This window comes from Pseudomonas sp. PB106 (genome assembly GCF_009764645.1).
In the GTDB taxonomy this organism is placed as follows: domain Bacteria; phylum Pseudomonadota; class Gammaproteobacteria; order Pseudomonadales; family Pseudomonadaceae; genus Aquipseudomonas.
The window spans coordinates 97688-124339 of sequence record NZ_RWIM01000078.1 but is presented as its reverse complement, the minus strand read 5'-3'; the positions used below and the strand labels follow the sequence as shown (position 1 = coordinate 124339).

Annotated in this window: 29 protein-coding genes; 13 read left to right on the top strand and 16 right to left on the bottom strand. The window is 59.9% G+C overall.

The genetic code is table 11. The features are described 5' to 3' along the window. Positions 1 to 55 precede the first annotated feature (55 nt). From EJA71_RS10475 to EJA71_RS10465, 3 genes are all read left to right on the top strand, one after another. Positions 56 to 919: a LysR family transcriptional regulator gene (locus EJA71_RS10475; protein ID WP_158956622.1), complete on the top strand. Its 864-nt coding sequence runs from the start codon at positions 56 to 58 to the stop codon at positions 917 to 919. Between the two features lie 113 nt (positions 920 to 1032). Further along, positions 1033 to 2178, top strand: coding sequence for an SRPBCC family protein (locus EJA71_RS10470; protein ID WP_158956593.1), 1146 nt, complete (start codon positions 1033 to 1035; stop codon positions 2176 to 2178). Between the two features lie 56 nt (positions 2179 to 2234). Further along, positions 2235 to 3251, top strand: a complete 1017-nt coding sequence (locus EJA71_RS10465; RefSeq protein ID WP_371925666.1) for an SMP-30/gluconolactonase/LRE family protein — start codon at positions 2235 to 2237, stop codon at positions 3249 to 3251. A gap of 107 nt (positions 3252 to 3358) precedes the next feature. On the opposite strand, the gene EJA71_RS27360 is transcribed toward EJA71_RS10465, so the two are convergent. Next, on the bottom strand, positions 3359 to 3523 hold the full coding sequence (locus tag EJA71_RS27360) for a hypothetical protein (protein ID WP_007912545.1): 165 nt from the start codon (positions 3521 to 3523) through the stop codon (positions 3359 to 3361). Between the two features lie 109 nt (positions 3524 to 3632). Beyond that, entirely contained in the window at positions 3633 to 3875 is a 243-nt protein-coding gene (locus tag EJA71_RS10460) for a YdcH family protein (protein WP_158956589.1), read from the bottom strand. Positions 3876 to 4079: 204 nt separating this feature from the next. Here EJA71_RS10460 and EJA71_RS10455 point away from each other — a divergent pair, with 204 nt between their 5' ends. Then, on the top strand, positions 4080 to 4601 hold the full coding sequence (locus tag EJA71_RS10455; RefSeq protein ID WP_158956587.1) for a DUF4142 domain-containing protein: 522 nt from the start codon (positions 4080 to 4082) through the stop codon (positions 4599 to 4601). A gap of 58 nt (positions 4602 to 4659) precedes the next feature. On the opposite strand, the gene EJA71_RS10450 is transcribed toward EJA71_RS10455, so the two are convergent. After that, positions 4660 to 4929, bottom strand: coding sequence for a hypothetical protein (locus EJA71_RS10450; protein ID WP_158956585.1), 270 nt, complete (start codon positions 4927 to 4929; stop codon positions 4660 to 4662). A gap of 249 nt (positions 4930 to 5178) precedes the next feature. Between EJA71_RS10450 and EJA71_RS10445 the strand changes: the two genes are divergently transcribed. Genes EJA71_RS10445 through EJA71_RS10420 form a run of 6 tightly spaced genes read left to right on the top strand, consistent with a single transcriptional unit; the run spans position 5179 to position 10604 of the window. Further along, the gene (locus EJA71_RS10445) at positions 5179 to 6030 is read left to right on the top strand and encodes an STAS domain-containing protein (RefSeq protein WP_158956583.1); all 852 of its coding nucleotides are present in this window, start codon (positions 5179 to 5181) and stop codon (positions 6028 to 6030) included. A 2-nt stretch (positions 6031 to 6032) separates the two neighbouring features. Then, the gene (locus EJA71_RS10440) at positions 6033 to 6395 is read left to right on the top strand and encodes an STAS domain-containing protein (RefSeq protein WP_034155679.1); all 363 of its coding nucleotides are present in this window, start codon (positions 6033 to 6035) and stop codon (positions 6393 to 6395) included. After that, positions 6392 to 6796, top strand: coding sequence for an anti-sigma regulatory factor (locus tag EJA71_RS10435; RefSeq protein WP_008084828.1), 405 nt, complete (start codon positions 6392 to 6394; stop codon positions 6794 to 6796). The genes EJA71_RS10440 and EJA71_RS10435 overlap by 4 nt, the downstream gene beginning before the upstream one ends. Then, on the top strand, positions 6793 to 7803 hold the full coding sequence (locus EJA71_RS10430; RefSeq protein WP_158956620.1) for an ATP-binding protein: 1011 nt from the start codon (positions 6793 to 6795) through the stop codon (positions 7801 to 7803). The genes EJA71_RS10435 and EJA71_RS10430 overlap by 4 nt, the downstream gene beginning before the upstream one ends. After that, positions 7796 to 8671, top strand: a complete 876-nt coding sequence (locus EJA71_RS10425) for a sensor histidine kinase KdpD (RefSeq protein WP_158956581.1) — start codon at positions 7796 to 7798, stop codon at positions 8669 to 8671. The genes EJA71_RS10430 and EJA71_RS10425 overlap by 8 nt, the downstream gene beginning before the upstream one ends. Continuing rightward, entirely contained in the window at positions 8661 to 10604 is a 1944-nt protein-coding gene (locus EJA71_RS10420) for a response regulator (RefSeq protein WP_158956579.1), read from the top strand. Before EJA71_RS10425 ends, EJA71_RS10420 begins: the two co-directional genes overlap by 11 nt. A 148-nt stretch (positions 10605 to 10752) precedes the next feature. Here EJA71_RS10420 and EJA71_RS10415 read toward each other — a convergent pair whose 3' ends face one another. Then, a complete protein-coding gene (locus EJA71_RS10415; RefSeq protein ID WP_158956577.1) occupies positions 10753 to 12957 on the bottom strand; it encodes an OsmC domain/YcaO domain-containing protein in 2205 nt (734 codons plus the stop codon). 334 nt (positions 12958 to 13291) lie between these two features. Here EJA71_RS10415 and EJA71_RS10410 point away from each other — a divergent pair, with 334 nt between their 5' ends. After that, positions 13292 to 15904: an EAL domain-containing protein gene (locus tag EJA71_RS10410; RefSeq protein WP_158956575.1), complete on the top strand. Its 2613-nt coding sequence runs from the start codon at positions 13292 to 13294 to the stop codon at positions 15902 to 15904. A gap of 13 nt (positions 15905 to 15917) precedes the next feature. On the opposite strand, the gene cydB is transcribed toward EJA71_RS10410, so the two are convergent. From cydB to EJA71_RS10355, 11 genes are all read right to left on the bottom strand, one after another. Further along, positions 15918 to 16919 (bottom strand): cytochrome d ubiquinol oxidase subunit II, encoded by a 1002-nt coding sequence (gene cydB, locus EJA71_RS10405; protein ID WP_158956573.1) that lies wholly within the window; start codon positions 16917 to 16919, stop codon positions 15918 to 15920. A gap of 12 nt (positions 16920 to 16931) precedes the next feature. Further along, positions 16932 to 18308, bottom strand: coding sequence for a cytochrome ubiquinol oxidase subunit I (locus tag EJA71_RS10400; protein WP_158956571.1), 1377 nt, complete (start codon positions 18306 to 18308; stop codon positions 16932 to 16934). A 34-nt stretch (positions 18309 to 18342) separates the two neighbouring features. Next, positions 18343 to 18555 (bottom strand): hypothetical protein, encoded by a 213-nt coding sequence (locus EJA71_RS10395; protein WP_158956569.1) that lies wholly within the window; start codon positions 18553 to 18555, stop codon positions 18343 to 18345. Positions 18556 to 18649: 94 nt separating this feature from the next. Next, the gene (locus EJA71_RS10390; RefSeq protein ID WP_371925663.1) at positions 18650 to 19750 is read right to left on the bottom strand and encodes a catalase family protein; all 1101 of its coding nucleotides are present in this window, start codon (positions 19748 to 19750) and stop codon (positions 18650 to 18652) included. 72 nt (positions 19751 to 19822) lie between these two features. Further along, complete coding sequence (locus EJA71_RS10385) at positions 19823 to 20281, bottom strand: DNA methylase (RefSeq protein ID WP_158956565.1); 459 nt, start codon at positions 20279 to 20281, stop codon at positions 19823 to 19825. Between the two features lie 28 nt (positions 20282 to 20309). After that, a complete protein-coding gene (locus EJA71_RS10380; protein WP_158956563.1) occupies positions 20310 to 21239 on the bottom strand; it encodes a ZIP family metal transporter in 930 nt (309 codons plus the stop codon). A 223-nt stretch (positions 21240 to 21462) separates the two neighbouring features. After that, on the bottom strand, positions 21463 to 22347 hold the full coding sequence (locus EJA71_RS10375) for a manganese catalase family protein (RefSeq protein ID WP_158956561.1): 885 nt from the start codon (positions 22345 to 22347) through the stop codon (positions 21463 to 21465). Positions 22348 to 22478: 131 nt separating this feature from the next. Next, positions 22479 to 22727, bottom strand: a complete 249-nt coding sequence (locus EJA71_RS10370) for a hypothetical protein (protein ID WP_158956559.1) — start codon at positions 22725 to 22727, stop codon at positions 22479 to 22481. 131 nt (positions 22728 to 22858) lie between these two features. Then, positions 22859 to 23668 carry a DUF3618 domain-containing protein gene (locus EJA71_RS10365; RefSeq protein WP_158956557.1) on the bottom strand — a complete coding sequence of 270 codons (810 nt, stop codon included), beginning with the start codon at positions 23666 to 23668 and terminating at the stop codon, positions 22859 to 22861. Next, on the bottom strand, positions 23665 to 24093 hold the full coding sequence (locus EJA71_RS10360) for a phage holin family protein (protein ID WP_158956555.1): 429 nt from the start codon (positions 24091 to 24093) through the stop codon (positions 23665 to 23667). Before EJA71_RS10360 ends, EJA71_RS10365 begins: the two co-directional genes overlap by 4 nt. Continuing rightward, positions 24093 to 24731, bottom strand: a complete 639-nt coding sequence (locus tag EJA71_RS10355) for a hypothetical protein (RefSeq protein ID WP_158956553.1) — start codon at positions 24729 to 24731, stop codon at positions 24093 to 24095. The genes EJA71_RS10360 and EJA71_RS10355 overlap by 1 nt, the downstream gene beginning before the upstream one ends. Positions 24732 to 24995: 264 nt before the next feature. On the opposite strand from EJA71_RS10355, the gene EJA71_RS10350 reads away from it, so the two are divergent. Together EJA71_RS10350 and EJA71_RS10345 are read left to right on the top strand one after the other, a co-directional pair. Beyond that, entirely contained in the window at positions 24996 to 25349 is a 354-nt protein-coding gene (locus tag EJA71_RS10350; protein WP_158956551.1) for a low affinity iron permease family protein, read from the top strand. Between the two features lie 19 nt (positions 25350 to 25368). Then, on the top strand, positions 25369 to 25701 hold the full coding sequence (locus EJA71_RS10345; protein WP_158956549.1) for a hypothetical protein: 333 nt from the start codon (positions 25369 to 25371) through the stop codon (positions 25699 to 25701). Positions 25702 to 25788: 87 nt separating this feature from the next. Here EJA71_RS10345 and ppk2 read toward each other — a convergent pair whose 3' ends face one another. Beyond that, positions 25789 to 26604 (bottom strand): polyphosphate kinase 2, encoded by an 816-nt coding sequence (gene ppk2, locus EJA71_RS10340; protein WP_158956548.1) that lies wholly within the window; start codon positions 26602 to 26604, stop codon positions 25789 to 25791. Between the last annotated feature and the right edge of the window lie 48 nt (positions 26605 to 26652).

The window sequence follows — 26652 nt, the reverse complement described above, 5'->3', positions numbered from 1 at the left end:
GCCAGCGATGAACAATGACGCGGACAATGCGCGCACCTCAAACACCGGCCCGCCCATGGACATCGATCTCGCTCGCACCTTTCTGGAAATCGTCCGCCACGGCAGCCTCGCCGCAGCGGCACAGAAACTGTTCGTCACGCAAACGGCGATCACCGCACGCGTGCAGAAACTCGAAAGCCAGCTGGGCAGTACTCTGTTCGTGCGCAACCGCGCCGGGGCGAAGCTGACGCCCAACGGCGAGGCCTTCGTCGTCTACGCCAACCAACTGGTGCAAACCTGGGAAGCCGCACGCCGCGATCTGCCGCTGCCCGAGGGCTATCACAACGTGCTGCACATCGGCGGCGAAGTCAGCCTGTGCAACCCGTTGATGCTCAGTTGGGCCGCCGAATTACGCGAAAAAATCCCCGGCCATGCTTTGCGCATGGAGATCCGCGACGGCGAAAACCTGCTGCGCCAACTCGAGCTCGGCGTGCTCGATGCTGCGCTGGTGTATCAACCGGAATACTGGCCCGGCCTGCAGGTCGAGCAAGTGCTGGAAGAAAAACTGATTCTGGTGCGCACGCCTGATCGCGCCGAGCCCTACGTCTACATCGATTGGGGCCCGGACTTCCGGCGTCAACACGACGCCGCCCTGCCGGAAAAGGCCAAAGCCGCGTTGAGTTTCAACCTCGGCCCGCTGGCCCTGCAATACATCCTCGAACACGGCGGCAGCGGTTATTTCCGCACGCGCGTGGTACGCACGTATCTGGAAAGCGGTGCCCTGGAAGCAGTAACCAAGGCGCCGGAATTCGGCTATCCGACGTATCTGGTGTACTCCCGTGACCGCGACTCGCAGATCCTCCAGCAAGCCTTCGATCTGCTGCGTGAAGTGATCAGGGCCGATGACGATTGGTCACAGCGCTGGAACCCGTTGAGCTGAGTCGTGCGTTTTACACCGGATCATGGCGCAACTGTCCTCAAGGTCCGGCCTGCACAAATGGCCGGATCGGCTAATCTGCCGGGTATGACCACAATGCCCGACAGGTGAGCGCAGTGAGGCAGACCACTGAGGTATTCCGCAGCCGTTACCGCGCAGCCATACATCCGCGCTACAACCCGTGGCTGCACGGTGCGTTTGTGCTGGTGTTCGGTGCGCTGGCCATCGCCGCGTTCTGCAGCACCGTGCAGCAGGTCAGCACGCTGGAATGGCTGAGCGTGCCGCTGACCCTGTTGCTCTTCAATTTTGGCGTGTACATGGTCCATCGCCACCTCGGCCATCACAAAAAGTCGTTTGCGAAAATGTTTTATGCCCGGCACGCCGGTGACCATCACAGCTTCTTCGCCCCCGGCCACATGACTTACGACAGCGCTCGCGACTGGCGGGTGATTCTGTTTCCGGCGTGGCTGATTGTCTTGCATACACTGGTGATCACCCTGCCGCTGTGGTGGTTGATCGCGCAAGTGAACGGCAACGTCGCCGGGCTGTTCGCCGGCTCCATGGTTCTCGGTTATCTGACCTACGAGGTGTTCCACGCCTGCGAACACCTGCCGCCGAACAATCCCGTGACGCGCCTGCCGTGGATTCGCCAGATGCGTCGCCTGCACGAGCTGCACCACCGCCGCGAGCGCATGCAGGAGCGCAATTTCAATATCGTCCTGCCGTTGATGGACTACCTGTTCGGCACTCTGTACTGGGAGCCGGAACCCGCCCCTTTGAGCTATACGAGAATGCCCATGACCCGCATGCAGCACCAGATCGACATCGCCGGCGAACCGGTTGCCGTGCTCGCCTACGCTGCCAGCGTCACCCGTTGGCCGGAGTGGCATCCGTCATCGCTGAAGATCTATGGTGCGCACGGCCCGCTGCATGCCGGTGCGCATTTCGAAGAGGACATCAACGCCGGCGGTCGCGATGGGCATTTGCGCTGGGAAGTCACGGAATACCTACCCGGACGACGGTGGTGCGCGCGGGCTCAGGGCGATCACGGCCTGTCGCTGCTGTTGACCTATGAGTGCGCCGCAGAAGGCCACGGCACACGGTTTGTGCGCACCCTGGACTATCGCTTTGCGGGGTTGGGCATGCGCATCGCCAATCAACTCCTCCTGAAACGGCGCATTGATCGCGAGTCCGCCGCGTCGCTCCTGGCACTGCGTGACATGGCCGCTCAATACATCGCCTCAGCGAGGGCCAGCGCGTGAAGGTGCGGTTTATCCTGTTGCTGCTGATCCTGCTCGTCGTAGGTTTTCTGCTGCTGATGCCGACCCGTATCGAGCCGGTGGCCTGGTCACCTCAACCAGCACCCTCGCTGGCTGATGGCATCTACGCCGAGAATCAGAAACTCAAGGCTGCCGCACAGATCGGCCCGAGCGATATCGAAGGCCCGGAAGCGTTGCTGTTGGAAGAAGAATTTCTGATCACCGGGCTGCATGACGGTCGACTGATCCGCACCAGTCTCGATGGCAATGAACGCAAAGTGCTGGCGGACACCGGCGGCCGTCCGTTGGGGTTGGCCCGTCATCCGAATGGCCTGCTGGTGATTGCCGACGGGGTCAAAGGCTTGTTGTCCCTCGACGCCCAAGGGCGGTTGATTCCCCTGACCACCGCCGCCAACGGCCTGGATTTCGGATTTACCGATGACGTGGCAATCGACAAATCCGGCCATTACGCTTATTTCAGCGACGCCTCCAGCCGTTGGGGCTACGGGCATGACGGTGAGGCGATCATCGAACACGGTGGCGATGGCCGGCTGCTGCGCTATGACTTCCAGACCGGCAAAACCGACGTGCTGCTGGACAAACTGCAGTTCGCCAACGGCGTGACTCTCGGTCCGGACGAGGCCTATGTGCTGGTCAACGAAACCGGGGCCTATCGCATCAGCCGTTATTGGCTGACCGGTCCCAAGGCTGGCACTCATGACCTGTTCATCGACAATTTGCCGGGCCTGCCGGATAACCTCGCGTTCAATGGCAGCAACCGCTTTTGGGTCGCGCTGTATGCGCCGCGTAATGCCTTGCTCGATGGCACCGCCGGGCATCCGTTCGTGCGCAAGATGATCGTCCGAGCGTTGAAGGTGGTGCCGGCACCGGTGGACAAGCGCGGGTTTGTGCTGGGACTGGATCTGGACGGCAAGGTGATTGCGAATCTGCAGGATGCGAGCAACGGCAATTATTCGCCGATCACGACCGCGCGGGAGTACGGGCAGTGGCTGTATTTCGGATCATTGAAGGCGACGCATATGGCGCGGATGCCGTTGGATGCTGCCCTTCAGTGAACCAACGGATTTTCTGTTGCATGGGCTGACGCCATCGCGAGCAGGCTCACGCCTACAGGGGATCGCATTTCAATTGTAGGAGTGAGCCTGCTCGCGATGGCGGTCTGTCAGTTGCTGGATTTATCGAATTTGTCCGGATCTTCATCTTCAGGCAAATCCTCGTCGGGCTCTTCAGGATTGGCCGTGGTGTGCGCCGGGCTGTTCGGTTCGGGATGGGTCGGAACCGGGTCAAAAGCGCCCTGCTCTTCACTGGGGAATTTGGGATCGTTCATAAGGCACCTCGCTAAGAGTCGGTAGAAGGAGACTCTGAACATTCGAGGTGCCGGTCATGCCTGTCGTTCCAGTCGATTCACCACCGATGGTCGGTGGCGCGACTGGCGGTCAGGTTCGAGCCTGTAACTGCTCGACAATCTTGTCTTTGACCTGCAAGCGCTTCTCTTTGAGTTTTTTCAGGGTGTCGTCGCTGGGCGCATCCGAGGTCGCCGTCTCGGCCTTGACTACATCGGCGTCTGCCTGGGAATACTTGTTGATCAGTGCATCCAGATGGGGATCCTCGGTGCGTTTTTGCTGGATCTCTTCCTTCGTAAGCTTCAAGTCCTGTAACAAATCATGGGTCACCGGCATGGAACACCTCCGTCAGTTGATCGGCAGTCAGCGCGACCGATTGCGCTGACCCGTTATCAGAATGGCCTCGGTTGGGGCATTCTGTCGACCTCCAGTCAGACCAGCGGTGTCCGTTCGTCGCCCTGTCGCAAATGCGATAAAACCTTTGATCGCTGCGCTGCCTCCATTGGGTAACACCAACAAAAACTGCGTGGAGATACACCAATGGACGGATTCAACCTGCGTCATCTGGTTCTGGCTGTCGCTTTGAGCACTGGCATGGGCAGCGCCTTCGCCGCGACCGACAATGACTTCGTCGATAACGCCGCAGCCGGTGGGATCGCCGAAATCGAAACCAGCCGTCTGGCCTTGGAAAAGAGCCAATCGGCGGACATCAAAGCCTTCGCCAACATGATGATCACTGATCACGGCAAGGCCAACGATGAACTGGCGACCATTGCCAAAGCCAACGACATCGAAGTCCCGGATACCACCACTCTGGTCAAACAGGCCAAGGAAAAGATCCTCGACATGCGCGATGAATCCTTCGACGCCGCTTACGCCAATAATCAGGTAAAAGCGCACGAAGAAACCATCGAGCTGTTCAAGAAACAAGCCAATACCGTGACTGACGACCGAACCAAAGGCGCGCCTGAGCTGAAGGCGTTTGCGCAGAAAATGCTGCCGGCGCTGGAAAAACACCTCGCCGCTGCCAAAGAGCTGCAAGCCAAGCACCCTAGCAAGTAATCCTCAAGCAACAAAAAGGCCGCATCCATTGGATGCGGCCTTTTCATATCTGTCGAAATCAACCACCATCCGTGTCGATATCGGCATCGGTTTCTTCACCCGGTTTAGCGCGATCCGGCTGGGGCTCGAAACCTGGGCTGAACTCGTTGTCGTTGTCGGTATGTTTTTGCTTCTGATCCACCTCCGGATCCGCACTCTGCGCTTGCCCGTCCTCACCTTGCTGCTGCGTCGGCGCCGGTTGCCCGGGTATTTGCGGGTCGATCGCTGGATCATTGCGGTCAATCGGTTCGCCAGACTGATTCTGTTGTTGCTTCGAATGCTCGTTCATGGTCACCTCGTTCGTTAAAGCAAGCGCGACTGAAACCCGTCGGGCCTTGAAGATTCGAAGCCAGTACCACGCCAACGTTCAAAACATCGCCGCACTCAGTCACGACGACTAGAGTTACCGGGGCGTTCCTTGCGCCAGATCAAAAATATCCATGCAAGAACGAACAACTATTTTGAACGGCAAATGTCATTGATTTCGCGCCGATCATTTATCGGGATCGGCCCCCATTCGCTACGGAGCAACAGGCACATGGCAGCACTGCAGAACAGCACACTCGATGCGATGAAAAACCAACAATCCCAACTGCTGGGCGAATGGACCAACGGCCTGCAAACCAGCGGCGCCACGCGCAATTTGAAAGAACACGATTTGCAGCAGCAGACCAGTGAGTTCCTGCAACTGGTGATCAGCGGCCTCGAGAATGGCAACGGCACCAACATCGCCGCGCAGGGTTGGGAAGCCACCCGACAGTTCCTCGAAAAGCTCTCCCACAGCCGCGCCCTGCTCGGTCAGGACTCGCAACAAACCGCGAGTTTCATCTTTGCCCTCAAAGGCCCGCTGTTCAATCTGCTCCAGACCCAATACAAAGACCAACCCGCCCTGCTCGCCGAACAGCTCTGGGAAATTTCCGAACTGCTCGACGCCCTCGGCATGCACACCATCCGCACCTTCCAGAAATCCCGTGAAGCGGTGATCAAGCGTCAGCAGGAAGAACTGCTGGAGCTGTCGACCCCGGTGGTCAAGTTGTGGGACGGCGTGCTCGCCCTGCCGATGATCGGCACCCTCGACTCGCAACGCACGCAAGTGGTGATGGAGTCGCTGCTGCAACGCATCGTCGACACCGGTTCGGAAATCGCCATCATCGACATCACCGGCGTGCCGACCGTCGACACCCTGGTGGCCCAGCACTTGCTGAAAACCGTCACGGCGATTCGCCTGATGGGCGCCGACTGCATCATCAGCGGCGTGCGTCCGCAAATCGCGCAAACCATCGTGCACCTGGGCCTCGACCTGCAAGGCGTGGTGACCAAGGCCAATCTGGCTGACGCACTGAAACTGGCCCTGACCCGTCTGGGTGTCAGCCTCGTCAAGACGGCTTGAGTATGGAACGCATCCCGATTCTCCAGATGGGCGACTTTCTGCTGGTGACCATCCAGGTCGACATGCATGACCAGCTCGCCCTGACACTGCAGGACGACCTGTCCGAACGCATCAGCAAAACCTCGGCGCGCGGGGTGTTGATCGACATCTCGGCGCTGGACATGGTCGACTCGTTCATCGGCCGCATGATCGGCACGATTTCCGGCCTGTCGAAAATCATGGACGCCGAAACCGTATTGGTCGGCATGCAGCCGGCGGTCGCGATTACCCTGGTTGAACTTGGCATGACCTTGCCCGGCGTCAGCACCGCGCTGAACGTCGAGCGGGGGATGAAACTGCTGCGGGAACGAGTACTGCAACAATGACCGTGCGCAGTAGCGGTACTCAACCCATTCATATCGAGCAAGACGTGGTGCTGGCGCGCCAGACCGCACGCAAGCTGGCGACAGAGTGCGGCATGCGCCTGATCGACCTGACCAAAATGGTCACCGCCGTCAGCGAGCTGGCACGCAACACCATGGTCTACGGTGGCGGCGGCGACATGGACTGGCAGATTCTCGATGAGGATCACAAGGTCGGTCTGCGCCTGACGTTTCGCGATGAAGGGCCGGGTATTCCCGACCTGAAACTGGCGATGACCGACGGCTGGACCTCCGGCAGCGGCATGGGCCTGGGGCTCACGGGCGCCAAACGGCTGGTCGAAGAGTTCGAACTGGACACCGAGCCCGGCAAAGGCACGCGCATAACGATCACCCGATGGACATGAATATTGTCGGGTCGCTGACCCAGGTTCTGTTGGTCGAAGACAGCAGTCAGATTGGCCATGCCCGACGCACCGCGCAGCAACTGGCCGAGCAGCATGGCTTTGACGAACGCGATGCCGGGCGTGTCGCTCTGGTTGCCACGGAACTGGCCAGTAATGTGCTCAAGCACGCCACGCACGGCGAACTGCATTTGCGGGTATTGCCTCGGCCTGCGGGGTTCGGTATCGAAATGCTTGCGGTGGACCGTGCGCAGGGCTTTGATCTGCAGGCCTGCATGGCCGACGGATTTTCCACCGGTGGCACGCAGGGCATCGGCCTCGGCGCGGTTTCGCGACAGACCGAGGTGTTCGACGTCTATGCCGACGCCCGTGGCGCGGTCCTGTTGGCGCGACTGTACCCGCGCAGCGACCGCAATCCGGATATCCGTTATGGCGTCAGCCAGCACTCGTTGCACAACGATCCGGCGTGCGGCGACGTCTGGCACCTGACGTATGAAGGCGCCAGCATCAGCGCGTTGGTGATCGATGGCCTCGGGCATGGCGAGGAAGCCGAACGCGCCGGTCGTGCGGGGGCGCACGCCTTTGCCCTGACGCCGTTTGCCGACCCGGTGATGCTGATGGAAGACCTGCACCGCGACATGATCGGCACCCGCGGTGGCGCCGTTGCGTTTACGCAGTTCGACGGCACACGCGACAGCCTGACCTTCGCTGGCGTAGGCAACATTGGCGCCAGCCTGATCGCTGCTGACAAATCCCGCGGTCTGGCCTCGCATCCGGGTATCGTCGGCGTGCAATACCGAAAAGCCCGGCCTTTTGACTATGCTCACGTGAACGGACATCTTTTGATCATGTACAGCGACGGCTTACAGTCCCGTTGGAATCTACAAGACTACCCCGGCCTGGTGCATCGCCACCCCGCCGTGATAGCCAGCGTCCTGCACCGCGACTTCAGTCGCGGGCGTGACGATGCAACAGTATTGGTCGTTGCCCTGGAGGCCGCCCATGGCTGAGACACCCATTTTGAGCAACGCCGAACAGGCCGCGCTCATCGCGCAGTTGCAGAGCGAAACCGTGGCGTTGCGCGAAGAGCTCGATGAAACCAATCAGGGCGTGCTGGCGCTGTATGCCGAACTTGACGAGCAAGCCGAAGAATTGCGCCAGGCCTCGGATCTGAAAAGCCGTTTTCTGTCATACATGAGCCACGAATTCCGCACGCCACTGGGCTCGATCCTCAGCATCAACAGCCTGCTCGCCGATGAACTCGACGGCCCGCTCAGCCCTGAACAACACAAGCAGGTGGCCTTCGTCAGCACCGCTGCCCGCGAACTCAGCGACATGGTCGATGACCTGCTCGATCTGGCGAAGATCGAGGCCGGGCGCATCACCATTTCCCCGGCATGGTTCGACATGTTCGACCTGTTCTCCGCGCTACGCGGGATGTTTCGGCCGATTGTCGATGCCAGTGCGGTGGATCTCATTTTTGAAGAGCCTGTCGGTTTGCCGCGCCTGTACACCGACGACAAGAAACTCGGGCAGATCCTGCGCAACTTCATTTCCAACTCGCTGAAGTTCACCACCCGCGGCGAAGTGCGGGTATCGGCGCGCCTGGAAAGCGAAGACAAAGTGCGTTTTGCCGTCAGCGACACCGGAATCGGTATCGCACCGGAGCTGCATGGTGCATTGTTCGAGGACTTTTCCCAGGTCGACTCGCCGTTGCAGAAACGTCTGCGCGGCACCGGGCTGGGCCTGTCACTGTGCAAACGCTTCGCGGCCCTGCTCGGCGGTGAAGTCGGGCTGGAAAGCACGCCGGGGGTCGGTTCAACCTTCTTCGTGATCATTCCACTGGCGATCGCTCTGGAGAACGTCGATGAAACGTGACATCCGCCTGTTGATCGTCGACGACAACGTCGCCACCCGTTACGCCCTGCGCCGACGACTCGAGCGCCACGGTTACGAGGTGCTGGAGGCCGGCACCGGTACTGACGGGCTCGCGCTGATCGAGAGCGAGCCGCTCGACGCGCTGATTCTCGACGTCAACCTGCCGGACATGAGCGGCTTCGACATCGTGCGCATTCTGCGCGCCGATACACGCACCGCCCTGCTGCCGGTGATTCACGTCTCCGCCGCATCGATCCAGACCGGCGACATCATCACCGGCCTCGACGCCGGCGCCGACGCCTACCTGATTCACCCGGTCGACCCGGACGTGCTGCTGGCGACCCTGCGCACATTGCTGCGGGTGCGCGACACGGAAAACGCCCTGCGCGAGAGCGAGGCGCGCTTTCGTGAGATCTTCGTCAACGTGTCAGCGCCAATTGCAGTGCTCGACGCCAATCTCAAAGTGCATGAGTGCAACCATGCCTTCGCCCAACTGATTGTCGATAATCAGGACACCAAGACTCTGCGCGAATGCTTCGCCGACGATCAAAGCGCAATCCTCAACGAATTACGCCTGCGCCTGGTCGATGGCGAGCGCTGGAAAGGCACACTGAATATGCGTGTGCAGGGCCAGCTTCGCGAGACCGAATGGCAGATTTCACCGTATCGCACCCCGGAGTTGAGCCTGGTCTTCGTCGAGGATGTCACCGAGCACCGCCATCGCGAGCGCTCGCATCTGGCACGGCTGAACGACACCACCACGCAACTGGCCAAGGAAGTCGCCGAGCGCGTGCGCGCCGAATCGCAATTGCTGCAAGTGCAGAAAATGGACGCGCTGGGCAAACTCACCGGCGGCATCGCCCATGACTTCAACAACCTGCTGACCGGGATCATCACCAGTCTGGAGCTGATCCAGAAACGGGTTGCCGATCAGCGTCTGGACAAAGTGCAGTTTTATTCCGAGGCCGCCCTGAACTCGGCCATGAGTGCCGCGTCGCTGACCCATCGCTTGCTGGCCTTCGCCCGCCAGCAGCCGCTGGATACCCGGCCGGTGGACATCAACGAGCAAGTGCGTTCGCTGGAAGAGTTGCTGGTGCGTACCATCGGTGAACGGATCACCCTCAAGCTTGAATTGACCAGCAAACCGGCGATCGCTTTGGTCGACCCGGTGCAGTTGGAAAGCGCAGTGCTCAACTTGGTGATCAACGCCCGTGATGCCCTGCCTTCGGGTGGCAACATCTGGGTCAATACCTATGCCGCGTATTCCCATGGCGATCCGAATCTGGCCGATGGTGCTTATGTGGCGCTGTCGGTACGCGATGACGGCACGGGGATCGAACACAGCGTGATCGACAAGGTGTTCGATCCGTTCTTCACCACCAAACCACTGGGCCAAGGCACGGGTTTGGGGCTGTCGACGATTTATGGTTTTGCCCGCCAATCGGGCGGCGATGCGCACATCCGCAGCGTGGCCCGGCGCGGCACTGAAGTGACAATCATGTTGCCCGCCACCAGCGACCCGACAGGCGCGGACATTCCCGCACCGGTTGTCGATCCGCAAGGCACGGGCGAGCACGTGTTGATTGTCGAAGACATGCCATCGGTGCGCATGTTCGTCACCGAAGTGCTGGAGGACGCCGGCTATCGCTGCACGCAGGCGGCGGACATCGAAACGGCGCTGGAGCGCTTGCAAAACGATCCCTCGATCAACCTGCTGCTGACCGACGTCGGCCTACCGCGCATGAGCGGCCGCGAATTGGCGGATGTGGCGCGGGGCTGGCGTGAGGGTTTGCCGATCCTGTTCATGACCGGTTATGCGGAAACCGCGATCAACCGTCAGGTGTTTTTGGGCAGCGGCATGGACATGCTGGTCAAGCCATTCCAGATCAGTGAACTGCTCGACAAGGTTCGCCGCACGCTCGACGGCGGCTGATACACCGCCATCGCTGGCAGAGCTAGCGATGAGGGCACCTCGGTTTCACTTCATCCCACAAGGAGTTGGGGATTCAGGCGTGAGGCGTCAGGAGACAAACCAGGCACAAAAAAAAGCACCCCGAAGGTGCTTTTTTTTTCAGTGCTTTTTAACGCGACGATGCCGTCACATTGGCCCGTGCCGTGTGAAGCTTTTTATAGCTCTCGATCAATCGCAAATGCCGGTCCAGGCCTTCCAGTTTCATGCTGGTCGGGGTCAAGCCATAGAAGCGCACGCTGCCGTTGACCGAGCCGATCGCGGCGTCCATGCGCTCGTTGCCGAACATGCGACGGAAGTTCGCTTCGTAGTCTTCCAGTTCCAGATCCTCGTCCAGTTCCATCTCCAGCACCACGTTGACCGCTTGATAGAACAAGCCGCGTTCGACGGTGTTGTCGTTGTATTGCAGGAAGGCTTCGACCAGATCTTTGGCCTGTTCGTACTTCTGCAAGGCGAGGCAGATCAGCAGGCGCAATTCCAGAATCGTCAGCTTGCCCCACGGCGTGTTGTCGTCGAATTCGATGCCGATCAGCGTGGTGATTTCGGTGTAGTCGTCCTGTTCGCTGTTTTCCAGGCCTTGGGCGAGGTTGCGCAGGCCGACCTTGCTGAGGTTGTGCAGGTTGAGGATGTCGGCACGGAATTGCAGGGCTTTGTTGGTGTTGTCCCAGATCAGGTCTTCGACCGGGTAGATCTCCGAGTAGCCCGGCACCAGGATCCGGCAGGCCTTGGCACCGATGTGCTCGTAGACCGCCATGTAGACTTCTTTGCCCATGTCCTCAAGGATGCCGAACAGGGTCGCGGCTTCTTCGGCGTTGGAGTTTTCACCCTGGCCGGAGAAGTCCCACTCGACGAATTCGAAGTCTGGTTTGGCGCTGAAGAAACGCCACGACACCACACCGCTGGAGTCGATGAAGTGCTCGACGAAATTGTTCGGCTCGGTGACGGCCTGACCGGAGAACGTCGGCTGCGGCAGGTCGTTCAAACCTTCGAAGCTGCGGCCCTGCAGCAGTTCCGTGAGGCTGCGTTCCAGCGCCACTTCCAGGCTCGGGTGCGCGCCGAACGAGGCGAACACGCCGCCGGTGCGCGGGTTCATCAGGGTCACGCACATTACCGGGAATTCGCCGCCCAGCGACGCGTCCTTGACCAGCACCGGGAAGCCTTGCTCTTCCAGGCCCTTGATGCCGGCGAGGATGCTTGGGTATTTCTCCAGCACTGCCTGCGGCACGTCCGGCAGGGCCATTTCGCCTTCGAGGATTTCGCGTTTGACCGCGCGCTCGAAGATTTCCGACAGGCACTGCACCTGCGCTTCGGCGAGCGTGTTGCCGGCGCTCATGCCGTTGCTGAGGTAAAGGTTTTCGATCAGGTTGGACGGGAAGTACACCACTTCTTCGTCCGACTGGCGCACAAACGGCAGCGAGCAAATGCCACGCTGGGTGTTGCCGGAGTTGGTGTCGAACAGGTTCGAACCGCGCAACTCGCCGTCACGGTTGTAGATCTTCAGCGTGTAGTCGTCGAGGATCTCACTCGGCAATTCGTCTTTCGGCCCCGGTTTGAACCATTGTTCGTCCGGGTAGTGGACGAACTCGGCGTTGGCGATTTCTTCGCCCCAGAACTGGTCGTTGTAGAAGAAGTTGCAGTTCAGACGCTCGATAAATTCGCCCAGCGCCGAGGCCAGTGCGCCCTCTTTGGTCGCGCCCTTGCCGTTGGTGAAGCACATCGGCGAATGCGCGTCGCGGATATGCAACGACCAGACGTTCGGCACGATGTTGCGCCACGAGGCGATTTCGATCTTCATGCCCAAGTCGGCGAGAATGCCCGACATGTTGGCGATGGTCTGCTCCAGCGGCAGGTCCTTGCCGGCAATGTAAGTGCCCGCTTCAGAACCGGAGGCTGGCATCAACAGGGCCTGCGCATCGGCGTCGAGGTTGTCGACTTCTTCGATGATGAACTCAGGGCCGGTCTGCACGACCTTCTTCACCGTGCAGCGGTCAATGGAACGCAGGATGCCCTGGCGATCCTTGTCGGAGATGTCCGCCGGCAACTCGACCTGAATCTTGAAGATCTGGTTGTAGCGGTTTTCCGGGTCGACGATGTTGTTCTGCGACAGGCGAATGTTCTCTGTCGGGATATTGCGGGTGTCGCAGTACAGCTTCACGAAGTAAGCCGCGCACAAGGCCGACGACGCCAGGAAGTAGTCGAACGGCCCCGGTGCCGAGCCATCGCCCTTGTAGCGAATGGGCTGATCGGCGATCACCGTGAAGTCGTCGAACTTGGCTTCAAGTCGAAGGTTGTCGAGAAAGTTGACCTTGATTTCCATGCGGGATTACCAGAATACGGCTAAACGAATGGCCGCCATTATCCGGTTTTTCAGCGGGAAGTCTCGTGCTTTCGGGATCGGCCGCTGACCGGCGCCCCGCTGGCAGCGCCACTTTGGCGGGCTATCTGGCCAGCAGCTCGCGGACCCGAGCGCCCGTGACTCGATATGCACTTCCCCGCCCGATTGCGCCCGGCCAGTGGTCGCCTGATCGCGCCCAGAGAGCGCAAATTTCGCGGCGTTCACTACGCTTTGGAAGCAGTCATGTAGAACCGTCGGAACATTGCGCCCGCGCTGTGGTTCTAGATTTAACAGACAGCGGATCAAGGACGAGCACATGGACATTTCCAGCTATGCGGCGCCCCTTCCACCCCGGCAAGGTGCCGTCACCCGGCGTCTGGCGGTCGCCGTCGGCGCGCTGTTTGTCACCGGAGTCATAGCAGCCAGCGTCGCCCTGCTGGGCATTGCCAACCGTCTCGACCGTGAAGAAGTCGAAGAAACCGGATTTTACTCGGCCCGCGCGCTGGAAAACCGCATCACGGCCTCGAAAAACTACATCAGCAGTTACGCTTACTGGACCACGGCCTATGAGCACTTGGGCGATCCGGTCGACATCGATTGGGCGTACACCGAGCAAAACATCGGTAAAACCCTGTTCACCACCGACGGTTATGACGGCGTGTTCGTCCTTGATCGCGAACGCACCCGCTACGCCGTGGTGCGCGGTCAGTTGCTCGATTCGGACATCGCCGAGTTTCTGCAAATGCCCGCCGCCGCGCTGGTGCATCAGGTTCAGAGCCAGCCCGACCTGAGCAAACCTGTCAGCGTTTACTCACTGTTCGAAGGCTGGCCAGCCTTGGTGTCGGCGGCAGCGATCATGCCCAACGATGAACGTCCGTTGGGCGATCCGCAGAAAACCTCTGTGCTGGTGTTCGTCGACAAACTCACCCCGACCAAATTGCGCGCCATCGGCAGCGGCTATGGCCTGAGCAATCTGACCCTCGCCCCGAATGACAGCATCGCTCCAGACCGGCCACGGGTGGCACTGGACAACACCGGTTTCAGTCTCGTCGCCGACCAGGAACGTCCCGGCCAACAACTGTTGTGGTCATTGTTGCCGACGCTTGGCGCGACGATGCTGGTGCTGATGTTGCTGACCGCCTACTTCTTCCGCCATGCCCTGCGCTCTTCGCAATACGTCGATAAAAGCTTCGCGGTGATGCAGGCCTCCAACCAGGCGCTAGAGTCGGTCAACCGTGGCCTGGAAGCCAGCGAAGAACGTTTTCGCGCCGTGGCGGAAGCGGCGTCGGACTGGATCTGGGAAGTCGACCGCGACTTGTCGCTGACGTATCTGTCGGCGCGTTTCAGCGAAGTCACCGGTTACCCGCACACCCTGTGGCTGGGGCAAGACATTGGTCAGTTGCTGTGTTGCGACACCACGCCACTGGAATTGTGGCTGCGCAAGCTGACCGAGGAGACCAACGCCAGCGACTTGCGTTGCACCTACCGTGACCATGCCGGCCAGCAGCGTCACTGTCGCCTGTCGGCGCGGCCGATTTATGACAAGAACACGGTCATCGGCTATCGCGGCACCGCCAGCGACATCACCGACGAGGTCGCCGCCCACGCGCAGATTCAGCACCTGTCGATGCACGACGCCCTGACCGGACTGCCCAACCGCAACAAACTGGCGCGCTATCTGGAGGATGCCCTGCTGCTCAAGGAACACGCGCCGGCGCTGTCGCTGCTGATGATCGACCTCGATAACTTCAAGCCGATCAACGATTCCCTCGGCCACCCGGCCGGCGATGCGGTGCTGCAGGAAGTCGCCGCGCGCCTGCGTGAATGCACCCGCGAACACGACATCGTCGCCAGGCTCGGTGGCGACGAGTTCGTGGTGGTACTCAATGGCATGGACAGCCCCAACGAAATCGACAAGTTCTGCACGCGGCTGATCGGCAGCCTGCATCAACCGGTGCTCTTCGAACAGCATCCGCTGCACATCGGCGCGAGCATCGGCATCGCGCTTAGTCGCCGCCACGGCTATGTCGCCAGCGATTTGATCCGCTACGCCGACATCGCGCTGTACAAGGCCAAGTCCGAGGGCAAGAACACCTGGTGCTATTTCGAAGCGCACATGAGCGACCAGATCCAGACCCGCCGACAGCTGGAAGATGACCTGCGCCACGCGCTCAAACACAACGAATTCGTTTTGCACTACCAGCCGCGCTACAAAGTCGATGGCCAGCAGATCGTCTCCGTCGAAGCGCTGGTGCGCTGGCAGCACCCGACTCAGGGCTTGCTCGGGCCGGACCTGTTTATTCCACTGGCCGAGCAAACCGACCTGATCGTGCCGCTGGGTCGTTGGGTGTTGCGCGAGGCGTGCGAAACCGCGTTGACTTGGCCGGTGGACATTCTGCTGTCGGTGAACCTGTCGCCGGCACAATTCGCCGTCAGCGACGTGGTCGAGGATGTGCGTGAAGTGCTGGTGCAAACCCGTTTCCCGGCCAGCCGTCTGGAACTGGAGATCACCGAAAACGTGATGCTCAACGACACCGACGGCGCGCTGACCACCATGAATGCCCTCAAGGAACTCGGCGTGCGCCTGAACATGGATGACTTCGGTACCGGCTATTCATCCCTCGGTTACCTGCGCGCCTATCCGTTCGACGGCATCAAGATCGACAAGCGCTTCATCGCCTCGATCAGCAGTGGCACCAATGACCGTGCAGTGGTGCAAGCCATCATCGGGCTCGGCAAAGCCATGGGCCTGACCGTCACCGCCGAGGGCGTCGAGACCGAAGAACAACTGGAGATTCTCGGCAAGGACCAATGCAACGAGGTGCAGGGCTATTTCATGAGTCGACCGATCGACAAGGCAGCGTTCGCGCAGTTGTTGCAACGTTCCAGAAGCACGCAGCCTGCGCATAAGAAAGGTCGCGTGACCTGAGCCGATTGTCCCGTCACGCCTGCCCGCTGACGCGAACCTTGCCGCTGAACACGCGAAAGCCGTAGGTGTTGTAAATCAGCGTCACCGGGATCAGCACGGCGAAACCGATCAGCATGAACATTTGGCTTTTCGGGCTCGACGTCGCCGCTTGCAAGGTGAGATCGGGCGGAACAATCAACGGATACAGCGCGACCAGCATCAAGGCAAAAGCCAGCACGAACACGCCGAGAGCGGCGAACAACGGTACGCAGTGCCAACGCGCGCCAAACCCCAGCGTGAATACGACCAGTAACCCTGCGAGCACTACGCTCGCCGAAATCCACACCCGTGGATCAGTCAGCCGCTGCGCATATTGCACTTGTAACGTCGCGGTCCAACCGACCAGTACCACCAGCAACAGCACGGTCATCAGCGCCAGTGCCCGGGCTTGCCACGCCGAGCGCCGGTGCAACTGTTCTACGCAGCGCCAGTACAACCAGCACGCGCCGAGCCACGTGTAGCCGACAACCAGCACCACGCCACAGAACAAAGGAAACGGCGCGAGCCATTCGCTGCCATTGCCGGTGTACTGACCGCCCTCGTGAACAACCCCTTGCACCAGCGTGCCGAGCACCACACCTTGGGTCATTCCGGTGACCAGTGAACCACACAGCAATAATCCATCGACGGCTCGCTTGCAGCGCTCGCTGGGGGCGTGGTCGCGAAATTCCAGGGCCACCGCACGGACAATCAGCGCCACGAACATCAGGATAAAAGGCCAATACACCGCCGGCAGCAGCACGGCATACGCCAGCGGAAACAACGCCAACAGTCCGCCGCCGCCGAGTACCAGCCACGTCTCGTTGGCATCCCAGATCGGCAAAATCGTCACGGCCATGGCGCGGCGATCCTTGGGGTCACGGGTCAGGCCCATCAGCACACCAACGCCCAGATCGGTGCCGTCGAGCAACACATAGTTCATCACCGAGAACGCCAAGGCGCCGGCACACAATAGGGTGATCCACTCGATTTCCATGGCTGCGCATCCTCAAGAGTGGCCCGTTTCATCCGCCAGGGTTGGCTGCGGTCCCGGTTCATCGTCGTGCGGCGGTTCGCGCAAAAGACGCAGCAACACCCACAGGCCGATGCCGAAGATCAGCAGATAAAACAGCAGAATCAGCCAGGTCGATCCCAGCACTTGCGCCCGCGACACCGACGACAGGCTGTCCGCCGTGCGCATCAGGCCATACACCGTAAACGGTTGGCGGCCGATTTCGGTGACGATCCAGCCACTGAGCATCGCCAGAAACCCCGCCGGTGACAGCCACACGCAACTCCATAACCATGCGCGTGACGTGTGAAGGCGCTGCCGCCAGCGCAGGCGCAAACTGACAAGGCCTTGCAGCAACATCAGGATGCCCAGCCCGACCATCACCCGAAAGGCAAAAAACACCGGCGCCACGGGCGGGATGTCAGCACGCGGAAACTCGTCCAGCGCGGCAATCGTGCTACTCAAGTCGTGGCGCAAGTACAGCGAGCCGATCCGGGGAATCGCCAATTCCCAATGGTTACGCCGCTCGGTCATGTCCGGCCAGGCAAACAAGCGCAGCGGTTCCCCTGCCCCTTGCGCTGGCCGCGTCCAGGATCCCTCGATGGCAGCGACCTTTTGCGGCTGGTGGTCGAGACTGTTCTGGCCGTGCAAATCGCCGACCACCATCTGCAACGGCGTCAACACGACGATCACCCACAGCGCCATCGAGAATTGCACCCGCGCCCGGGGATTGTCCGAGTCCTTGAGCAATTGCCAGGCGCTGACGCCACCGACAAAGGTGGCGCTGCCCAGCAACGCGGCCAAGGTCATGTGCACCAGTCGATAGGGAAACGATGGATTGAAAATGATCGCCCACCAATCGTCGGCAATGAACCGACCGTCTGCGGCAATCGAATAGCCAGCGGGCGTGTGCATCCAGGAATTGGCGGAGAGAATCCAGAAAGCGCTGAGCAGCGAACCGACCGCCACCGCGCACGTCGCAAAAAAGTGCAGGCGTGGCCCGACTTTTTTCATACCAAAAAGCATGATGCCGAGGAACCCGGCTTCGAGGAAAAACGCCGCCAATATTTCATAAAACATCAGCGGGCCGAGAATATCGCCGGCCTGCACCGAGAGGCGCGACCAGTTCAGTCCGAACTGATATTCAAGGATCAGTCCGGACGCTGTGCCCACCGCCACATTCAGCGCGAACACCTTCAACCAGTATCGATAGACGTCCAGATAAACCTTGCGCCCGGTTTTCAACCACAAGGCTTCCAGCACCATGAGAAAGTTGGCCAAGCCGATCGTAAAAGCCGCCAGCACGATATGGAAACTGATCGTGATCGCGAACTGAGCACGTGCCGCCATTAGCGCTGAATCGATGGTGTCCATGCAGACATTGACCCGCTGGAAAGTACCCCGGTGTTCACTGTGTCCGCCCGTTCTCGCCGGTAAACACACTCCCTGCATCCCGCACCAGTTGCCGCCATTCGGCGCTGGTGATCAATCCCTGCTCTTCCATCTCATCGGCGGCTTTGAGTAACTCGTCGTACTGCTCCTCCGGATCCAGACGCATCGGCGATTGCGTCGCCAGTTTGCGCCATGCCGCCAGTTTTGCTTTTTTTTGCTGATCGAACATAGGGGAGCACTCCTTAAAGACTCCCCCGGTAGAAACAATCAGCCTCGCGGTGGTTCAGCGCAGTCGACGGATGGAGGCTGATTCGTGCTCGACGTTAACGCGGCTCGTGAATGGGGCAGCCGTTATGTTCAGCGCGAAAGCCTGCCGACATTTCATAGGAAGGTTTCCTGACCCGCATCACCCCGCCCAATGGGCGATGAGCCGCCAAGCCATGCCAAGGGCTGAACGACATGCCATCGTCAATCTCTTCAACGTTTTCGCTGGTCCAAGCGTCCTGTGCGTCGACTTCGATTCGAGCGACGGTGAGGTAAGGACTGAGTTTTTCCGGCCACTCAACCGACGCGTCTTCAATCGGCATTTTTTCCAGGTCAGTCGCCAGTTGCACGCGAACCTCCCAGATCGCCGAATTCTGCGCGAAATACGCTTTCACCGCGTGGCGCAGGCCATCGGGATTGTCGGCAAAATCAACGTGCTGATCGGTCAAAGCCGTTAGTGCAGGAGAGATCGGCACCACTGCCAGTTTCGCGTAGTAGGCGCCATACAGGATCGGCGCGACGGTGCTGAAGCTTTCCCCGAGAATATGTGTTTGCGGGTGGCCGCCGAGGCTCTTCAACGTTCCACTTTCGCCGCCGACCGATTCGATGGCGGCTTCCACGCCGCGCAGCACTGCGGAAAAAGCTTTCTTCAAACCCGGAGCCTTGTCCGTGGTCTTCGCCAGCATTTTGAGCGACTTGAGAAAAGCCTTGGGCGTGGCGGAGGTAAAGGCTTTGGCATTGATCATCACAAAATCCTGAGTGACCGCCCCATCGCTGCCGGGCAGGCGCTCCCCTTCAACGCCAATGATCTTCAGCGCCAAGCCTCTAGGGGTCGACACCTTGTCATCGAGAATGTCGCCAGGGTTGGTCGAAAAGCGCATCACCACCGGCAATGTCCCCGGCGTCGCAAAGACGCCTTGAGCGAGTTCAGCCGGCAGATTGTCGAGCACCGTGATGCGCCCGCGCAGCAATCCGTGGGCCTTGGCATGCACGCTACGCGTGGCGTGACCGTTGTCATTGAAGGTGGTTTGCATAATCGAATGCAGGGCTTCGGCCAGCTCCGCGCTGGTCTGCGCCTCGTCATCGGGGATCTGCTCGAAAGAAGGTTCGAAGGGCAATGGCCTGACGGCAATGCTGGCTGCTGGAAGGTCGTTCATCAAGGGTATCTCCACTCGGCAATGGCTCACGGGTAAGCGGTTTTTCTTATGGGTCTGGCTGGCAAGAGCCGATGTTCAATCTTTTGAGGCGCGTGTCGACGGCCGGTACAGCGCAGCGGCAGCTTCCCGCATGAAAATCTCCACCGTCTTCGGCCCTACCCCTTCAAATTCCGACAAGCGTTTTTCGAACGCCTGCCGATCAGCGCTCGCCGCGACGATGTTGCTGACCTTGCCGGCGTATTCGGTGTTCAGCTTCTTGGCCAGTGCCAATAACCGCGTCGCCGTGGTCTCGTCGTAACGCACGTAATGCGCTTGCCCCAGCATCACCACCAACTGACGGTGAGTGCGATGGGCGATTTTCTGTGGCGTATCGCACTGGTGCTGCTCGACGATCACTTGGTACGCCTTGGCGGCAATCGCGCCCTGTATTCTTTTGCCCATCAGGAAACTGGCGAGCAGCCATTTGAACAGCCCGGCTTCGTTTGCACCTTCAAGGTCGATGTGTAAGTCCTGTGCGCTGATGATTGTGCTCACGGCTTCATTCCTTCAAAAACGCCACGCGCTAACCCAACGCGGTATCCAGAAACATCATCACCCCGAAACCGAGCATCAACCCCAAGGTCGCGGGGGTTTCATGACCGTTGCGGTGAGTCTCGGGAATCACCTCATGGGACACCACGAAAATCATCGCGCCCGCCGCCAGACCCAGCGCGATGGGATAGCCCAGGGCAAAGCTGCTGGAAATGCCCAAGCCGACGATGGCGCCAATCGGCTCCATCAGCCCCGAGCCCACCGCGATCAGCGCTGCGCGCAGTGCCGAGATGCCGGTCACGCGCAACGCCAGAGCGACCGCCAGACCTTCGGGAATATCCTGAATGGCGATTGCCGTCGTCAGCGGCAGTCCCACTTTCATGTCGCCGTTGGCGAAGCTGACGCCAATGGCCATGCCCTCCGGCAGGTTGTGCAGGGTAATCGCGAGGACGAACAGCCATACCCGATTGATGCGCTGCGCGTCAGGGCCACGGCGTCCGCTTTTCTCGTGTTCATGAGGCACGAAGCGATCCAGACCCACCATCAATGCGACGCCCAATCCCAATCCGGCAACGACGACACAGGCGGCGAGCAACTGATTGCCACACAGCGCTTGAGCCGCTTCGATACCGGGCAGAATCAGCGAAAACGAACTGGCGGCCAGCATCATCCCGGCGGCGAAACCGAGCATGATGTCTTGGGTGCGGGCGGCGATATCGCGCAACGCAATCGCTAGCACCGCGCCGATGGCCGTCGCCGCGAAGCCTGACAAGCCGCCGAGAAAGGCAAAGTGCAGATTTTGTTTGTTGGCACCAACGAAGGCGCCATACCCGCTGATCAACAGGAAAACAGTCACGCCAATCAGCACTGACCAGAAAACCCGCCCGCCCCATCCGGAGCCTGAGAACCGGGCGATCCAGTAGCGAAACGATCCTCCGGATGAGGTCAAAGGGTCGGGCATGGCGATCTCCTATTTTGCTGCACTGGGTTTTTCCGTGGGTTCGGCAAGCGCTCGCAAGAACCGCCTGGACACATGCTGCGCGTCACGTTCAAACGCGACGCTGGAGGCTAAAAACATTGGGGTAAAACTCGGATCACGATGGTTTGATTTCTTGCTCATGATGGTAAGCGTCCACTCTGGATCAGCTGAATAACCGCACGCCGGGTGGCGTGCGGTGACGTCGTCAAAGTTGGGTTTCGCCTTGCACCCCCGCTCCCAAGTCCGCGCCGGTGATCGGGTTGCTGTCCGGGTCGGACGTCGTCCTGACTTTCATCTCCATCAGCAGCGCTTCATCCTCGGCGCTCAATTGCACCGTCGCGGTGCCATCGCCACCGTCCACGGCGGGTTGCGGATCCTCGACGAAATCCCAGTCGTCGCCTTCGTTCCACGGGCCGCGCGTGCTGCCCTCGCCTTGCGACATGTTGAAGTAGACGTTGGTGAACGCCGGCATGCCCGGCAGTTTTCCTTGGGGGAAGTTCGGCTGTATCGCATGCAGGGCCTTCTCGAACGACAACTGGTGGGCGATTTCCCGCGTCATCAAAAAGCCGAGGGCTTCCTTCACACCCGGGTCATCGGTGACATTCATCAGTCGCTCGTAGACGATTTTCGCTCTGGCCTCTGCGGCAATATTGGAGCGCATGTCTGCGGTGGGTTCGCCGATGGTATCGACGTAAGCCGCCGACCACGGAACGCCTGCCGAGTTGGTCAACGGAGCACCGGCGCCATACAACAGGCTGGTGATGTGCGAGTCGTTGCCCGCGCCGTTGATGGCGCGGTACAACTCGCCCTCTTCCTCGACACCTTCGGCCATTTGTCCCTTGGCGCCCTTGTTCAACATCACGATGATCGAGCCGACGATTTCAAGGTGACTGAGCTCTTCGGTGGCGATGTCCATCAGCAGGTCTTTCCTGCCCGGATCATCCTCTGCCAAGGCCTGGGTGAAGTAGCGTGAGGCCGCCGCGAGTTCCCCTTGAGCCCCGCCGAATTGTTCCAGTAAAAGATTGGCCAACCCTGGGTTGGGCTGGGCTACGCGCACGGTGTATTGGAGTCGTTTGTTATGTAGGAACATGACTTTCTCCTCAGGCGAATCAGGGCTGCGGTTCACCCGGCAAGAGACCGAATGCCAACCCACAATCATCTGAAGCGAACGCGTCGAGGTTAATTTCAAATACTTTTGCACGTTCGACCAACGGGCGCAGTTCAGTGGTAATCGGCCCCGGCAACCGCGCGCAGGTACGCCACATCAGCTTCCCTGCGCAGGTCGCGCCACTCGTCCCAGCTGAGAATGCCCAAGCGATCCATCTCGTCCGATTGGCGCAGCAGTTCGTCGTGATAGGCGTCCGGGCAATCCCTGCGCAATTCAATGTTTTCCAGCGCGCGCTGCCACGCCGCGAGGGCGAGTAATTTGTTTTCTTGTGCGAGTGTCAGTTGGTTTTTGAAAGCGTTCATTTCGCTCACCCCCGAACATTTCCCGGTTGAGCAACCGAGGCTGAGTTAGGTTCAAAATGTCTGACGAAAACTGGATGACCTGAAAGAACCAAAAAAGGGAGGCCGGTTGCAGGCCTCCCGGTGCCACGGCGTCAGGCGGTGCCCAAGCCTCGGGAAAGATCTGCGCTCGCCGACGGTGTGGCAGGTGAAGCATCGGACCCTGTCTGCTCAGTGGTTTTCGTCACGGTATCGCGCACCGCTTCGTAACCCTCTTGCGCCTGCTTTTTCACTTTGTCGACCAGCCCCGCACTGGTGCGCCCCATGTAGCGTTGTTCGGTTTGGGTCGTGGGCAGTGCAGCGCCCAGCAAGGCTCCGAGGGCGATGCCGGCAGCGGCCACCACCAAGGGTTGTTCCCTGAGCAACTGGTTGAATTGCTGTCCCAGTACCTGGGAGTTGCGTGTCAGCCGATCGCCGGCGTCGTGCATGGCGTGGCTGAGGTTCTCCCCCGCCGCGCCGACGTTTTCGCCCAGATGCGCGGCCTTGCCCTTGAGCGACTGGTAGCCGCCCTTGATCGAGTCAGCGGTCTGGTGCATGTGCTCGCGTGCACTCCCTAAGCCCTCGGCCAAACCGTCAGCCCACTCGCCGGCCTTGTCCTGATCAGGCCCGGAGCGATAGGTCGGTTGCGGCACCGGTGGCCGGTTCTGGCTCATCATCAACCAGAGCAATCCGACCGAGGTCAGCACGGCAGGCACCGGGTTGTTGCGCACGCTGGTGCCGAGATTGCTGATGAAGGTCGAGCCATTGTTCTGCATCATGCCCCACGCTTGGTCGAACATCTGACCGGGGGTGAATTTGCTTTCCAGCTTGTCGACGATGTTGCCGATACTGGCGCGTTGCGCGTCGATTTCCCGCTCGATCTGTTCAGGGCTCTTTTGCGATTCGATATCCAGTTCAGTGTTCATGAGACTTTCCTCCGCAGCGCTTCCTGATCCTTGTTCAAGGCATCGAGTGTCCGGTCAGGTTTGAAGTGGGATGGCTCAAACTGTTTTTTGCCCGACTGCAGCATGGCGAAGCCAATGATCATCACCACCACGCCGACGATCAGCGCAGCCAGCCACGGCGCCATGAACAGGCTCAAGCCGTAAACCGCCGACATCAGCAGAATGATGAAGCCCGCCAGGAACACAATCGCACCGCCCGCCACCGCAGCGATGCCGGCCTTGAGCGTATTGAGGCTGGTTTGTAGCTCGACTTTGGCCAGCGCCAGCTCCTTGGTAAACAACGCAGGGACTTCGCGGGATAGCTGCCGCAACAGGCTAACCATTGAAGCGTCATCCGTGGATGCGAGCGGTCTTGTTCCCGGGAAATCCGGATCGTCTCTGTTCATCACAATGCTCCTCTGGTGCTGGGCGAAACCGCGCCCGATGCACCGGCAAAGTCGGTGGGATGGTCGTGCTCATTGGGCGATGCAGGGGTGATGCCGGTCGCGAGTCCCGGGTTCGGGTCGGTGGACGTTTCGTAAGGCCGATTTACGCCATAGCCTCCGGAGGGCGGCGTCGAGCTGCCTGCGGCCGGGTCGTGACCCGCGCTGACAGTGGCCGCCGCCGAGGTGCCGGCCTTCAAGAACCGCGACAAACCGAACCCGATGGCCACACTGCCGGCGATAAACAGTGCGGGGTTGTTGCGCGCCAGATCGGCGGCATCATGCAGGAGTTGTTCGGCACTCTTGCCGCGTAAGTTCCCGGCGAGGCCGGTCATCGACTCGGCCATATCGGTAAGGTAGTCGGACATGCCCAGTGTGTCCTTGTCCTCCAATTCGGAGACAAAGCTTTTTGCGCCTTGCGCCAATGCCTCGATTTGATCGGCGGCGGTATCGCGGTATTGGCCGAACTGCGCATCGGCCTGTTGCCTGGCGCCACCGAGGGCTTCGGTAACGTCCTCCTTTAAATGCTCAAACTCTTGTCCCGGCTTAACGTCTGCAGGATCGCCTGTTTGCGACCCCGCCCTGCTGTCTGAAGTATTCATGTGGCCCCTCGCTTTCTGAAAGAAAACGCCTAATGGGACTACACAGCAGAATTGCCCTGAGCCCCTCATAGCAGAGGACGGGGCAGCTTCAACCAGAGTTCAAAGTGGATGATCAGCGTGCGAAGCCGGCATTCGCGCTGAATGGGCTTAGGGGGCGCGGAACTGATTCAGCGCCCTGAGACGCCCGACGAAAGGTTCGAATGTAATAAAGTATTTCAGGAAAATCGGTTGTCTAGTCCAGACCTACCACGAGAGTTCGCACTGATGAAATTTGCACGTTTCTGCCAAGCCTTATCCAACTGGGCAGGCAGCTCGAAAACTTTTCTTCTGGCCATCGCCTTGATCGGGGTGTGGGGGCTGACGGGGCCTTACTTCCACTACAACGACACGTGGCAGCTGATCATCAACACCTCGACCACGATTATCACGTTCCTGATGGTTTTCCTGATCCAGAACACGCAGAACCGCGACAATGACATTCTGCATCTGAAGATCGACGAACTGATTCGCGCCACTCAGGACGCACAGAACGCCATGTTGGGCCTGGATAAAATGGGCTCGAAAGATCTTCGAAAACTGCGCAAACACTACAGCGCGATGGGTGAAGAACAGGATTGAATCGATCCGAGGTGAGCCAATGCATCCAGTGACACCTGACGGACGTTACTTCGTTGTCAAAGGGCAACTGTGGCGCTGTTCGAATCCAGCGCTGGAAGAAGATGTGCGTCAGCGTCTGGTCGATGCGCTCATGACCGCTCGGCGTGAGGTCAAGAAGGCCAAGGCCTCGGGCAATGCGGCGCAGATGAAGCAGGCACGGGAGGATGTTCAAAAAGCCAAGGTAGCGCTCGGTGAACGTGGACCTGTCTGGTGGAAGGATGGCAGCGCGGACTTCAACCGGCACCGGGTTGCCAATTCTCCCTACGCCGAGTGGTTCAGCGCGCTGCCCGAGGGCCAAACAGATCCGCGATAGTGCGCTCGCGACAGCGGATGGTCTGTGGCGAAGAGGTTGCCTGACACTCCGCTTTCGCGAGCAAGCTCGCTCCCACAATGCCCCCCGTCAGAACTTGTCGGCCACGCGCCGATACGGATAGTTTGGCTCTTTGTACTTACCCGGTTTTTGCCGCTTGGGCAATTCCACCTTCTCGCGCTTCACATCCTCATACGGAATGCGGCTGAGCACATCGCTGATGATGTTCAGCCGCGCCCGGCGCTTGTCGTTGGAATCGGCGACCAGCCACGGCGCGTGCTCGGTGTCGCTGTGTTTGAACATTTCATCGCGCGCTCGCGAATAGTCGTACCAGCGGCTGTAGGACTTGAGGTCCATCGGTGTCAGTTTCCAGGTCTTGCGCCCGTCGTTGATCCGCGCTTCCAGTCGGCGGGTCTGCTCTTCGGGGCTGACCTCCAGCCAATACTTGAGCAGGATTACCCCGGACTGCACGATGGCATGCTCAACCCACGGAATCGATTTGAGGAACTTGTCGGCCTGCTCGTCCGTGCAAAAGCCCATCACCCGCTCTACGCCGGCGCGGTTGTACCAACTGCGATCAAAGATCACCACTTCGCCGCCCGCCGGCAAATACGGCAGATAGCGCTGCACATGCATCTGGCTCTTTTCGCGATCCGTCGGTGCGGGCAGCGCGACCACGCGGAATACCCGCGGGCTGACACGTTCGGTCAGCGCCTTGATCGTCCCGCCCTTGCCGGCCCCATCACGGCCCTCGAAAACGATGCAGACCTTGACGCCTTTGGCGATCACCCATTCCTGCAGCTTGACCAGTTCGACGTGCAGTTTGCGCAACTGATCAAGATAATCCTTGTTCTTCAACTTGGGCGTTTCAGCTGCCTTGGCGGCGTTCTTTTTGTCTTTTGCCATTACCGAGCCCTCACCAATGAATGCGGAAACAAAGCGTTTATTGACGCG